This window comes from Luteococcus peritonei (assembly GCF_039526385.1).
GTDB classification, from domain to species: Bacteria; Actinomycetota; Actinomycetes; order Propionibacteriales; family Propionibacteriaceae; genus Luteococcus; species Luteococcus peritonei.
On the sequence record NZ_BAAAIX010000033.1, the window covers coordinates 108,078 to 120,392 of the forward strand.

10 protein-coding genes are annotated in these 12,315 nt (G+C 71.2%); 7 read left to right on the top strand and 3 right to left on the bottom strand.

All coding sequences use genetic code 11. The features are described from left to right. Nucleotides 1–6: 6 nt before the first annotated feature. The gene (locus ABD073_RS13875) at nt 7–1,173 is read left to right on the top strand and encodes a Gfo/Idh/MocA family protein (protein ID WP_343875564.1); all 1,167 of its coding nucleotides are present in this window, start codon (nt 7–9) and stop codon (nt 1,171–1,173) included. 1 nt (nt 1,174) lies between these two features. Then, nucleotides 1,175–2,023, top strand: a complete 849-nt coding sequence (locus tag ABD073_RS13880; protein WP_343875565.1) for a sugar phosphate isomerase/epimerase family protein — start codon at nt 1,175–1,177, stop codon at nt 2,021–2,023. 259 nt (nt 2,024–2,282) lie between these two features. Here the strand turns inward: ABD073_RS13880 and ABD073_RS13885 are convergent, their stop codons facing one another. Further along, nucleotides 2,283–3,143 (bottom strand): TetR/AcrR family transcriptional regulator, encoded by an 861-nt coding sequence (locus ABD073_RS13885; protein WP_343875567.1) that lies wholly within the window; start codon nt 3,141–3,143, stop codon nt 2,283–2,285. 52 nt (nt 3,144–3,195) lie between these two features. Between ABD073_RS13885 and ABD073_RS13890 the strand changes: the two genes are divergently transcribed. Then, entirely contained in the window at nt 3,196–3,564 is a 369-nt protein-coding gene (locus ABD073_RS13890) for a cytochrome b5 domain-containing protein (RefSeq protein WP_343875568.1), read from the top strand. Nucleotides 3,565–3,590: 26 nt separating this feature from the next. Here ABD073_RS13890 and ABD073_RS13895 read toward each other — a convergent pair whose 3' ends face one another. Next, nucleotides 3,591–4,511: a phosphatidylinositol-specific phospholipase C domain-containing protein gene (locus ABD073_RS13895; RefSeq protein ID WP_343875569.1), complete on the bottom strand. Its 921-nt coding sequence runs from the start codon at nt 4,509–4,511 to the stop codon at nt 3,591–3,593. A gap of 188 nt (nt 4,512–4,699) precedes the next feature. On the opposite strand from ABD073_RS13895, the gene ABD073_RS13900 reads away from it, so the two are divergent. After that, nucleotides 4,700–5,074 carry a VOC family protein gene (locus ABD073_RS13900; RefSeq protein ID WP_343875570.1) on the top strand — a complete coding sequence of 125 codons (375 nt, stop codon included), beginning with the start codon at nt 4,700–4,702 and terminating at the stop codon, nt 5,072–5,074. 8 nt (nt 5,075–5,082) lie between these two features. Here ABD073_RS13900 and ABD073_RS13905 read toward each other — a convergent pair whose 3' ends face one another. Further along, nucleotides 5,083–5,706: a TetR/AcrR family transcriptional regulator gene (locus tag ABD073_RS13905; protein ID WP_343875571.1), complete on the bottom strand. Its 624-nt coding sequence runs from the start codon at nt 5,704–5,706 to the stop codon at nt 5,083–5,085. A gap of 140 nt (nt 5,707–5,846) precedes the next feature. On the opposite strand from ABD073_RS13905, the gene ABD073_RS13910 reads away from it, so the two are divergent. The 3 genes from ABD073_RS13910 (at nt 5,847) to ABD073_RS13920 (ending at nt 12,207) form a co-directional block, all read left to right on the top strand. After that, a complete protein-coding gene (locus ABD073_RS13910; protein WP_343875572.1) occupies nt 5,847–8,660 on the top strand; it encodes an MMPL family transporter in 2,814 nt (937 codons plus the stop codon). Between the two features lie 8 nt (nt 8,661–8,668). After that, complete coding sequence (locus ABD073_RS13915) at nt 8,669–11,179, top strand: YhgE/Pip family protein (protein WP_343875574.1); 2,511 nt, start codon at nt 8,669–8,671, stop codon at nt 11,177–11,179. 197 nt (nt 11,180–11,376) lie between these two features. After that, a complete protein-coding gene (locus ABD073_RS13920) occupies nt 11,377–12,207 on the top strand; it encodes an Fpg/Nei family DNA glycosylase (RefSeq protein WP_343875576.1) in 831 nt (276 codons plus the stop codon). Nucleotides 12,208–12,315: the final 108 nt, after the last annotated feature.

Below are 12,315 nucleotides of genomic sequence, written 5' to 3' on the forward strand. Positions count from 1 at the left end.
GATTCCATGACTGACAAGCAGCTGCGCCTGGGCATCATCGGCCTGGGCGCCGAGGGTGGGATGTACGCGACGTTCATCTCCGAGGGCCGGGTGCCGGCCATGACCATCGGCGCCATCTGCGACATCGACGAGTCCAAGAAGGCGCGCGCCGACGAGCTGGGCGTCCCCTTCCACACCGACTACGTCGAGATGCTCGAGTCCGGCGAGGTGGACGCGGTGGTCACCACGGTGCCGCACTACCTGCACCCCGAGATGGGCATCGCCGCCCTGCAGCGCGGGATCCACGCGCTGGTGGAGAAGCCGGTGGGCGTCTACACCAAGCAGGCCCGCGAACTGATCGACTACGCCGCCACTCGCCCCGAGCTGGTCTTCGGCGTCTTCTTCAACCAGCGCACCAACCCGCTCTACAAGGACCTCAAGCAGCTGCTGGCCTCCGGTGAGCTGGGCGCCCTGCGCCACACCTCCTGGATCATCACCACCTGGTGGCGACCGCAGGGCTACTACGACCAGAGCGCCTGGCGCGCCACCTGGGGCGGCGAGGGCGGCGGCGTGCTGGTGAACCAGGCACCCCACCAGCTCGACCTGTGGCAGTGGATCTGCGGGGTGCCGAAGAGCGTCTTCGCCAAGGCCGCCTTCGGCTTCCGGCGCGACATCGCCGTCGAGGACGAGGTCACCGCGATGGTGGACTTCGGCGACGGGGCCACCGGCACCTTCACCACCTGCACCCACGACATGATGGGCACCGACCGCCTGGAGATCCTCTGCGACAAGGGCAAGGTGGTGGTCGACAATTCCAAGACCGTCACCATCACCCGGCTCGCCGAGCCCGAGCAGGAGTTCAGCAAGCAGATGAGCATGGAGGAGGTGGGCAAGCTCTTCCAGGGCCAGCTCGACCTGTCCGATGTGCTCACCACCGAGACCAAGGACTACGGCTCGGTCTGGGGCGAGCAGCACTGCACCGTGCTGGCCAACTTCGCCGCCGCCGTGCTCGACGGCGAGGAGCTGATCGCCCCCGGTGGCGACGGCATCCACGGCGTCCGGCTGGCCAACGGCATCCACCTGTCGGCCTGGACCGGCGAGGAGGTCAGCCTCACCGACTTCGACGAGCAGCGCTACCTGGACGAGCTGAACCGCCGCATCCGCGACGAGGGCAGCTTCGAGGAGAGGAACTGAGATGGCCACCCTGGGTGTGCAGATGATGATGCTGCGCGAGCAGGTGGCGCAGCAGGGGATGTTCCCGGTGCTGGAGCGGCTGGCCGCCCTCCAGGTCGACGCCGTCGAGGTGAGCCAGATCCCGATGAACCCGGAGAACACGGCCGCCCTGGAGCGTGGCATCGTGGACCTGGGCATCAAGGTGGGGGCGCTGTCCATGGCGCTCAAGCCGGGTCCGGTGTCCACCGGGGACAACCTGGAGGAGCACTTCGACAAGATCGTCGACGACTGCCGTCGGCTGGACTGCTGCTATGTGCGGATCGGCATGATGCCCTTCACGGCGATGGCCTCCAAGCAGGCCTGCGAGCAGTGGGCCGCCGAGTGCGAGGCGGCCGCCCAGCGGCTGCAGGCCGAGGGCATCACGCTGTGCTACCACAACCACCACGTGGACCTGGCGCAGTTCGACGGGGAGCGCATCTTCGACATCGTGCGTCGGGTGGCCCCCACGCTGGCCTTCGAGGTGGACCTGCACTGGGTGCAGCGCGGCGGCATGAACCCGCTGGACATGCTCAAGCGCTATGCCGGCGTCTGCAAGCTGATCCACGTCAAGGACTTCCGCGTGGTGCCGCTGGGTCCCGAGGCGATGGACCTGCTGGAGCAGGGCCGGCGCGAGGAGTTCATGGCCGCCTTCACCAACATCGCCCAGTTCGCCGAGGTGGGCCAGGGCAACATGAACTGGCCCGAGCTGCTGCCCGCCGCCGAGCAGGCCGGGGCGGAGTGGTTCTTCATCGAGCAGGACGAGACCTACGGCCGTGATCCCTTCGACTGCATCCGTGAGTCGCGGGACTACCTCGCCTCGATTGGCTGGTGAGAGCTGCGCGGCCCGTCCACCGGGCGGGGCCGCGGAACGGACAGGGCGCCGCACCCCACCGGGTGCGGCGCCCTCGTCGTGCCCGTCTGTGAGCCGTCCTGGTGGCGCGCCGGCTCGCATGCCCGGAGGCGCGGGGCGTGCAGCGGATTGCGTGGAAACTTGGGGTCGACAGGTGTCCCAAACTTTCCACGCAATCGCCGGAGCCAGTGCGCCCGGCCGCCCGAGGCTCGTTCCGGGGCCGGCACGGAGGGGCATCGGGTCAGCCGAGCTGGACCTCGGTGCCCAAGGAGTGCGCGAGCTCAGTGAAACGGCGCTCGGCGGCCGCGATCTGCGCCTCGTCCCAGACCACGTCGGGGTCGGGCTCCAGGTGCCCGAGCAGGGCCTGGCAGAGCGCGATCTCGGGCTGGGACCAGTCGGCCTCGCGTCGGGAGCCGAAGAGCCGCAGCGCACGGCGCCGGTCCAGCCAGTCGGGATCGACCAGCGCGCGGCTGATGGCGCCGCGCATCACCAGACCGGTCTGCTGGGCCAGCGCGAGCAGGCCCTCGTGGCCGGACCACGGCTCGCGCTGCCGGTAGCCGATCAGCTCCAGCAGTCCGCCGTAGACCTCGGCGCGACGGGTCTCGAAGGCGGTCTCCAGCTCGGCCAGGGCGGTGGCCACCGTGGCCCGCAGCTGCTCGTCGGGCAGGGTCTGGTGGGTGGCGGAGAGCGCCATGAAGAAGCGCCAGCGGGGTGAGGCGAGCAGCCGTCGCAGGTCTGCGTCCAGTGAGACCCGCAGGGCCTCCACCACCAGGTCCCGGCGGCCCTGCTCCGAGGCGAGCCCCGAGCGGTGCTGCTCCAGCACCTGCACCAGCCGCACGATCTCGGACTCACCCTCCGGCAGCAGCGTGGTCTGGCGCAGCGTGGCCACCAGGGCGTCGGAGAGGAAGTCCTCGCGGTGCGGCCAGCAGCGGTAGGCGCTGGCGCGCGAGACGCCGGCCTCGCCGATCAACTTCTCCATCCGGATGGCGTCCAGCCCCACGGTCAGGCCCTGTTCGGCGAGCGTGGCGGAGGCCAGGTCCAGCAGCCGGGTGCGGGTCTCCTGCTCGCTGAGCCGGGGTCGGGAGGGGGTCTTGCGCGCCATGAGACACAATGTATCATCCTGTCTTGAGACATTATGTATCAAAGGAGTCGTCATGAAGCGCTGGATCCTCGTCGCCGTCGTCGTGCTGGTGCTGGGCGCCATCGCGTGGGCCTACCTCAACCCCTCCCATGCAGGGGACCGCAGCAAGCTGGAGCGCACCTTCACCGCCCAGGAGCAGCAACTCATCACCGACGTCCGCATCACCCCTGTCCAGCTCTCCAAGGCCACCTGTGAGGACGGTGCCCACTGCTGGATCGCCGTGGACGGGGTGGTCTACGACATGGGGGCCTTCCGCAAGTGGGCGCGCGGGGACCACCACGACGTGAAGGCGGGCCAGGACGTGACCGAGCAGTTCGTGGACTCGGGCCATGCGGTGCAGGTGCTGCAGAAGTTGCCCGTGGTGGGCGGCTACCGGGCGTGAGCCGCCAGGGCCTGTCCTCGGGTCGATCAGCTCTGGGCGCGGCCCGGCAGGTTGCGTCGCCAGATCGCGGCCAGCAGGTCCTCGTCGGGGAAGTCCAGCAGGATGACGCCATTGCGCTCGGGCAGCGTTGCCCCCGCCGGGCGCGGTCCCAGCTCCGCGAAGTGCGTGGCCAGCGCCGGGTTCAGCAGCCGCGAGGCCTCGCGCGGTGGGAGCCGCCAGCCGTTGGAGGTGGCATGACAGCTCCACATCCGGCCGTCGCCGCGCGCGGCGCGGGCGCGACGCAGGTGGTCGGTGACCGCGGGCCACTTGCGTCGCTGCCAGTGCTCTCGGCTGGCGACGTGCCAGTCGTCGTGGACGCTCCAGTCCGCGTGCTCCAGCCCGGCGAAGCCGCCGTCGCGGGTGACCACCACAACCCGGCCACGGGCCCGACCCAGCGAGGGCACGCGGCGACGGTCCAGCAGCAGGTCACGGAAACGGTGCCGCACCCGCGCCCACTCGCCGGAGAGCTGGGCCAGGTCGCGGCGCCGGTACTCCTGGGTGAGGCAGAGCAGCACGCACTCGGTGGGATGGAGGGCCAGGAAGTCGCGGCAGGCCTGGAGCACCTCGTCGAGGGTGAGCTGCTGGAACCACTGGTTGTGGTGCACCCGGAAGTGGCCACGCTGCAGGCTGAGCCTGATGTCCAGGTAGCGCACGCCCAGCTCCAGCTGCCGGCTGATCGACAGCTCCTGGCAGGCCACCCAGCGCCCGCCCAGCGTGGCGCCGGAGTCGTGCGTGCCGGGCAGGCTGAGCTCGTCCAGCCGCAGGGCGGGCGACAGGGCGCCCATCCAGTCCGAGGCGGAGGCCGGTGCGAGGCCGCTGGCCGCCCTCGGCGCCGCGGGCACCGGCTCGCCGGTGGTCGGTGGCGACGCGACCCCGCGCACCGCAAGGCGCTCATGGAGCAGGCTCATGGCACCAGCTGACTCGCTCCAGATTTCCGGCCGGGCGCGTCGAGGTGACGCCCGGTTGAATCCCTGGCGCCGGCTGGGGGCGGATCACCGCCCGGCGTCGGGGACATGGCCGTCCGAATGGCCGGACATCGGACGCCGCCGTGGCTGGGGGCGGGATGCTCGGGCCTGCACTGGCCTACCGTTGCGCCATGAGCAGCCCCATCCGCCTGGCCTCCATCACCCTCGACTGCGAGGACGCCTCGACGCTCGCCGACTTCTGGCGCCAGCTGCTGGAGCTGGAGGTGGAGTACGCGGCCGAGGACGGCTCGGCCTTCGCGCTGCGCGGCGAGGGCTTCATGCTCAGCTGTGTGCAGGTCGACGGCTACCGGCCGCCGGCCTGGCCCGCGGAGCGGCCCGAACAGCAGATGCACCTGGACCTCTACGCCGACGACCTGGACCATGCGGCCCGTCGCGCCGTGGAGCTGGGTGGCCGGGTGCCCGAGGAGCAGCCGCAGCCCGACCAGTGGCTCGTGCTGCTGGATCCGGCCGGCCATCCCTTCTGCTTCATGCCGCCCTTCGGCTGAGCCGACGCTCAGGCGGGCACGATCAGCGCCTGCAGCACCAGCGTGAGCCGCTCGGCCGCCTCGGGGGAGTCGGGTGCCTCGCCGCGGATCAGCTGGTCCAGCGCGGTCTGGTCGTAGATGGCGTGCAGCAGGCTGAGTGCGTCGTCCATCGGGATGGTGAGCCGCAGGCCGTTGGCCTCCAGGCCGTGCTCGATCATCTCCCCGAAGATGGGGGTGGCGTCCTGGTCGAACTCGTCGAAGGCCTTGCGCAGCGCGGGTTCCCGCGCGGCGTAGAGGCGCAGCTCGCTCATCACCAGGATGGTGTCGGCATCGGCGCCGGTGGCCGCGATGAACTTGCCGGTGGCCCGGGAGATGATCCCGGTGATGTCCTGGCCCGGTGTCAGCGGGTCCAGGCCGGTGATCGCCTCACGGGCGGCGGCCAGGTACTTCTCGCCGTGGCTGGCCAGGATGGCCACGCACAGCTCGTCCTTGGAGTCGAAGTTGGAGTAGAAGGCGCCGCGCGTGAAGCCGGCGGCCTCGCAGATCTCCTCGACGCTGGCGCCCAGCACCCCCTTGTGGGCGATCACGCCGATGGCGGCCTGGACCAGCCGCTCGCGGGTGGCGGCTCGACGTGCGGAGGTGGGCTGGCTCACCGTGGTCCTTCCGGGGCGTGGGGCAGGGGCCGTCCTCGGACGATAGCCCCAATTTGTTCCGATCGGTGGAATGAGTACACTCCTGTATCGGATACACAAATGTATCCAAACATCCTTCGCAATCCTCGGGGGCACCCCAGATGTCGTCCTTCCTCTACCGCCTCGGGCGGTCCTGCTACCGGCACCATCGCCGCGTCCTGGCCCTGTGGCTCGCCGTCCTGGTGGTGCTCGGGGGCGTCGCCGGCCTGGCCGGTGGCACGTACAGCGACAACTTCTCCATCCCCGGCGCCCCCTCGCAGGTGGCCCTGGACAAGCTGAACCTGACCTTCCCGCAGGCGGCCGCGCTGAGCGCCGACGCGGTGGTGGTGCTGCCTTCGGGGATGAGCACCGACGATGCCGAGGTGAAGGCCGACATCACCCAGGCACTCAAGGACTTCGGTGCCGATCCCGCCGTGGACTCGGTCACCGGCCCCTATGACAAGTACACGACCGGCCTGGTCAACGACCGCAAGGATGCGGCGATGATCCAGCTCCAGCTGAACCGCAGCATGGAGGACCTGACCGACGAGGACCGCGCGCGGCTGGTGCAGGTGGCCCAGCGGGTGCAGTCCGAACTGCCCTCCGGCAGCCGGGTCAGCATGGGTGGCCAGGCCTACTCGGTGGAGGTGCCGGAGATGAGCGCCACCGAGGGCATCGGCCTGCTGGTTGCGCTGGTGGTGCTCTTCCTGACCCTGGGCTCCGCGCTGGCCGCCGGCGTGCCGCTGCTCACCGCCGTCGTGGGCGTGGCGGTGTCCATGGCGCTGCTGATGATTGCCGCCCGCCTTTCGACGGTGAACTCCACCACCCCGCTGCTGGCCGTGATGCTGGGCCTCGCCGTGGGCATCGACTACGCCCTGTTCATCCTCTCCCGTCACCGCGACCAGCTCGCGGAGCAGGGGGAGCACCGTCTCGACGCCGAGGAGTCCACCGCCCGCGCCGTGGCCACCGCCGGTTCGGCCGTGGTCTTCGCCGGCCTGACGGTGTGCATCGCCCTGGTGGGCCTCACCCTGGCCAACATCCCCTTCCTCGGCATCATGGGTGTCTTCGCCTCCGTGGCGGTCGCGCTGGCCGTGGTGATCGCGCTCACCCTGCTGCCCGCGCTGATGGGCTTCCTGGGGGAGCGGATGCGCCCCCGCCCCCGCCGCCGGACCGCCCGACGGGCCCCGCGTCGCTCCTTCTTCGACCGCTGGGTGGCCGCCGCCACGAAGCTGCCGGTGCTCACCGTCGTGGTGATCGTCGCCGCCCTCGGAGCGCTCAGCTACCCGGCCAGCAACCTGCAGATGAGCCTGCCCAATTCCGGCCAGCACGAGGCGCACCAGCCGGACCGGATCGCCTACGACCTGGTCAGCGAGCACTTCGGCCCCGGCTACAACGGGCCGCTGATCGTCACCGCGGATCTGCTCCAGTCCACCGATCCGATGGGCGTGATGAACAAGCTGCGCGCGGACATCGAGGCCATCGAGGGCGTCGACCGGGTGTTGGCCGCGGTGCCCAACCAGAATGCCGACACCGGCATCGTGCAGGTGGTGCCCACCACCGGGCCCGACGACCCCGCCACCGCCGACCTGGTGGAGCGGATCACCGAGCAGCAGGACGCCTGGCGTGTCACCCCCGGCGTCGAGACCGCCGTCACCGGCTCCACCGCCATCCAGGTCGACGTCTCGGAGCGGCTGGCCAAGGCGCTGCTGCCCTTCGGGATCTTCGTGGTGGGCCTGTCCACCGTGCTGCTGATGATGGTCTTCCGCTCCATCTGGGTGCCTGTCAAGGCCACCCTGGGCTACCTGCTCAGCGTGGGGGCCGCCTTCGGCGCCACCCAGCTGGTCTTCAACGAGGGCATCGGCCGCCAGGTCATCAACCTGGAGAAGGCGGACCCGATCATCTCCTTCATGCCGATCGTGATCATGGGCATCCTGTTCGGCCTGGCCATGGACTACGAGGTCTTCCTGGTCAGCCGGATGCGCGAGGACTATGTGCACGCGCTGCGCGCCGATCCCGACGGTGACAAGGACCAGCTGGCCCGCCAGGCGGTGCGCAGCGGCTTCAACGGCTCCGCCAAGGTGGTCACGGCGGCCGCGGTGATCATGTTCGCCGTCTTCGCCTTCTTCGTCCCCGAGGGCATGGGCCCGGTCAAGCAGATCGCCTTCGGCCTGGCCGTGGGCGTGGCCGTCGACGCCTTCATCGTGCGGATGACGCTCGTGCCGGCCGTGATGCAGCTGCTGGGTGCCCGTGCCTGGCACCTGCCGGCCTGGCTGGACAAGCGGCTGCCGGTGCTGGACGTCGAGGGCGAGGGCCTGCACCGCGAGCTGGAGCTGGCCGACTGGCCCACCCCGGAGCACACCGAGGCGCTGCACGTGGAGGACCTGGCCGCCGAGGGCATCTTCGGCGCCACCAGCCTGCACCTGGAGCCCGGCCAGGTGGCCGTGGTGCAGGGTGACGCCCATCCGTGCCGGGCGATGCTCCTGGCCCTGTCCGGCCGGTTGGCCACCGAGGGACGGGCCCGCGTCGCCGGGCACCTGCTGCCCGAGCGCGCCACCGAGGTGCGTCGCGAGACCGCCTTCATCGACGCCGACAGCGCCTCCGGCCTGGCCGCAGACCTGGCCTCGGCGCTGCGTCGTGCGCCGCGGGTGGTGCTGGTGGACGGGGCCGACACCGCCGCCGGACCGGCCCTGGACCGGCTCGACGCGGCCGTCCGGGAGGCCCGCGCCCAGCGCGACCGTGCCCTGGTGCTGGGCGTCAGTGACGAGCAGGCCGTCGCGCGCTGGCAACCCGACCACGTGGTCCGCCTGGTCACCCGGCACTCTGCCGAGGACCCGTCGAGCGCGGCACCCCGCCAGAGCGACACCCCCGCCCCGCAAGAGACCACCGACCAACCCACCCGAGTGATGCCCCGCCACCAGCTCACCGAGAGCCTGTGAGGACCACCATGACTGCCACCAAGCACCGCCGTCCCGGCTTCTTCGCCGAGCGGATCAACAGCCACCGCGCCCTGCGACCGTGGAGCATCCTGGGCCTGGTCCTGGTGCCGCTGCTCGTCGCAGGCCTGCTGCTGGGCACCACCTGGGGCCGTGACAGCCGGCTGCACCAGATCGAGGCCGCCGTCGTGAACCAGGACAAGGCCGTCACCGTGAACGGGCAGATGGTGCCGATGGGCCGTCAGCTCGCCGCGGAGATCACCAGCAACGAGACACCCAATGTCCACTGGACGCTCAGCGATCCCTCCGACGCCGCCGAGGGCCTGGCCAGCGGCCGCTACTCGGCCGTCGTGACCATCCCGGAGAACTTCTCGAAGGCCGCCACCTCGGTCTCCGACGCGGACAAGGCCGAGCAGGCCGTGATCCAGGTGACCACCTCGCCCGCCTCCGCCGTCGAGGACGCGCAGATCGCCCGCCAGGTGGCCGACCTGGCCACCCAGAGCACCAACCGGATGCTGACCGGCGAGTACCTCAAGAACATCTACGTCGGCTTCAACACCATGGGCCAGCAGATGGTCACCATGAGTGATGCCGCCACCCAGCTGGCCGACGGCGCGCAGAAGCTCGACGACGGCACCACGAAGGCTGCCAGCGGCATGGGTCAGCTCGGCAAGGGCATCTCGACGCTCGACGCCAACTCGGCCCAGCTCAACGCCGGCGGCACCAAGCTCGCCGACGGTGGCAGCCAGCTCGTCTCCGGCGCCTCCCAGCTGGCCGGCGGGATCGGCGCCTACACCAGCGGCGCCGGCAAGGTGGTCGACGGGATCGGCCAGCTCGACACCGGCGTGCAGGCCTACACCAGCGGCGCCGGCAAGCTCGTCGACGGGATCGGCAGCTTCAACTCCGGCGTGCAGGACTACACCGCCGGCGTGGGGCAGTACACCGCCGGCGTGACCAAGCTGAACCAGGGCGTGCAGCAGCTGAACGACCAGGTGCAGCAGGTGCCGAGCATCACCCCGGCGCAGATCCAGCAGACCCAGCAGGCAACCAAGCAGATCCAGCAGTACGCCGAGCAGCTGGGCAGCGTGCAGCAGCAGCTCGCTGCGCTCCCGGCCACCGCCGGCAGGACGGTCACCCAGCAGTGCCTGACCACTGCCGCGGCCCAGCTCGCCGCCTACCAACAGGCCGCCACCTCCGCAGGGGCCCCGCTCTCGCCCGAGCAGTCCGCCGCGGTGAAGAAGACGCTGGAGCAGACCTGCTCCAGCACCGGCCAGCAGGCCGCCGCCTCCGTGGCCGGTGCCCTGCAGGAAGCCGGCAAGAACGGCATCACCGTCGACGACAAGCAGCTGCAGGGCCTCGTCGCCCAGATGGGGCAGCTGCCCGCCCTGCTCGACGGCATCAACCAGCTGAAGGCGGGCGTCACGCAGCTCGCCGACGGCTCGCAGCAGCTCGCCGACAACGGCGGCAAGCTCACCAGCGGCGGCAGCCAGCTGGCCAAGGGCGCGCAGCAAATGGCCAGCCAATCGCAGCAGCTCAAGAGTGGTGGCGCTGAGCTGGCCAAGGGTTCCGCCCAGCTCGCCAGCCAGTCGCAGCAGCTCAAGACCGGCGGCAACCAGCTCGCCACCGGTGCCAGCACCCTGGCCACCGGCCTGGGCACCTACACCAGCGGCGTGAGCAGCTATGTGGATGGCGTGCAGCAGTACACCGCCGGCGTCGGCAAGCTGAACACCGGTGCCCAGCAGCTCTCGGGCGGCATGACCCAGCTCGCCTCCGGCAGCGGGCAGCTCGCCGACGGCACCAAGAAGTTCGCCGACGGCCTGGCCGCCGGCAAGGACAAGGTGCCCAGCTACTCCCAGGAGCAGCGCGAGAAGCTGTCCACCGTGGTCTCCGACCCGGTCACCGGCGGCGCCGACGGCGTCAGCACCCCGCTGAAGCAGACCACCACCCTGCTGCTGGTGCTCGGCGCCTGGCTGGGTGCGCTGGCCACCTGGCTGCTGATGCGGCCCGTCGCCTCCCGCACCCTGACCTCCTCGCGCCCCAGCTGGCAGCTCGCCGCGGCCACCATGCTGCCCAGCGCCGGGATCGCCGTCGGCCAGGCGATCGGGCTGGGTGTGCTGGGTGCCAACGTGATGGACCTGGGCTGGGGACGTGGCCTCGGGCTGGTCGCCTTCCTGTCGCTGGCCTCGCTGGCCTTCATGGCCATCAACCAGGCGCTGGTCGCTTGGCTGGGTGGCATCGGGCGCACCATCTCGGTGGTGCTGGCCACCGTCACGGCGGCCGTCGGGCTGGTCTCGGCAGTGCCCGGCCTGTTCGGCACGGCGCACGGCCTCAGCCCGCTGGCGCCGGCGCTCGACGGGGTGCGCGCCATCGTGGCCCGCACCACGATCGGCGTGGGCCCGATCGGGATCCTGCTGGCGCTCTGGCTCGCGGCGGCGGTCGCCTGCCTGCTCGCCGTGGTGCGCCGTCGTCAGCTCAGCCCGGCCGCCTATCGCCGTAGTCGCGGGGGAGAAGCCCTGCGCTGAGCCGCATCCTCATCGGGGATGACACGGCACCATCCGCTGCGAGGCGTGGTCTCCACGCACCAGGAGTCCTGCGAGTTCCCACCGGTAGGGACACCGGCGGGGCAGCGTGGCAGGCGGTCACGCGACCGTCCCACGGGGTGGTGGTGCCGGGCGAGGGGCTACGGCAGGCTGGAGCCTCGCGACGAACAGGAGGTCAGGTGCCCGAGGGAGATGCGGTCTTCCGGTCCTGCGCCCAGCTGCACCGCGCTCTGGCCGGGCGAGCACTGACCCGCGCCGAGCTGCGGGTGCCGCAGGCGGCCACCGCCCGACTGGTGGGCCGCGAGGTGCTGGAGGTGGTGCCGCGGGGCAAGCACCAGCTCACGAGGCTCTCCGACGGCCTGACGGTGCACACCCACCTGCGGATGGACGGGGTCTGGAAGTTCGCCGCCGCGGGTGCCCGGCTGCCCGGCCCGGCCTTCCAGATCCGTGCCCTGCTGGGCAACCAGGAGACCACTGCGGTGGGCCTGCGGCTCGGCATGGTCGACCTGGTGCGCACCGCCGACGAGCACACCCTGGTGGGCCACCTGGGGCCCGACCTGCTGGGGCCGGACTGGGACGCCGAGCTGGCCGTCGCCAACCTGCTGCGCGAACCGGAGCGCAGCATCGGCGAGGCCCTGCTGGACCAGCGCAACCTGGCCGGCATCGGCACCATCTACCGCGCCGAGAGCCTGTTCGCGCAGCGGGTGAACCCGCGCACTCCGGCGGGACGGGTGGAGGACCTGACCGCGCTGGTGGAGCGCGCCCGCACCCTGCTCTCGGCCAACCTCGAGGGCCGCTGGAAAGGCACCACGGGATCGACGGCGCCGGGGGCGCGTCGCTGGGTCTATGACCGCGCCGGGCGCCCCTGCCCGCGCTGCGGCACCCCGGTGGCCTGCGAGACCTACGGACCGCCCACCCAGGAGCGGCTGAGCTGGTGGTGCCCGCGCTGCCAGCCGCTCCCGCCCGGCGTCGAGCCTGCCGGCCCCGCGCCCCGGCCCCGCGCCAGGTGAGATGTGCTGATGGGCGCCGGGCGTCAGTTGCCGGCTGACACCTCTCAATTCCCCAGAATTCACGCACCGGTTCCACGGCTTCGCCTGCGGCGGTCACCGTCGGGCGCT

What these genes read in the sequence shown, in the direction of transcription:
- ABD073_RS13900 (WP_343875570.1), top strand. Translation starts at nt 4,700, where the DNA reads ATGAGCAGCCCCATCCGCCTGGCCTCCATCACCCTCGACTGCGAGGAC.
- ABD073_RS13885 (WP_343875567.1), bottom strand. Translation starts at nt 3,143, where the DNA reads ATGGCGCGCAAGACCCCCTCCCGACCCCGGCTCAGCGAGCAGGAGACC.
- ABD073_RS13895 (WP_343875569.1), bottom strand. Translation starts at nt 4,511, where the DNA reads ATGAGCCTGCTCCATGAGCGCCTTGCGGTGCGCGGGGTCGCGTCGCCA.
- ABD073_RS13890 (WP_343875568.1), top strand. Translation starts at nt 3,196, where the DNA reads ATGAAGCGCTGGATCCTCGTCGCCGTCGTCGTGCTGGTGCTGGGCGCC.
- ABD073_RS13915 (WP_343875574.1), top strand. Translation starts at nt 8,669, where the DNA reads ATGACTGCCACCAAGCACCGCCGTCCCGGCTTCTTCGCCGAGCGGATC.
- ABD073_RS13875 (WP_343875564.1), top strand. Translation starts at nt 7, where the DNA reads ATGACTGACAAGCAGCTGCGCCTGGGCATCATCGGCCTGGGCGCCGAG.
- ABD073_RS13910 (WP_343875572.1), top strand. Translation starts at nt 5,847, where the DNA reads ATGTCGTCCTTCCTCTACCGCCTCGGGCGGTCCTGCTACCGGCACCAT.
- ABD073_RS13880 (WP_343875565.1), top strand. Translation starts at nt 1,175, where the DNA reads ATGGCCACCCTGGGTGTGCAGATGATGATGCTGCGCGAGCAGGTGGCG.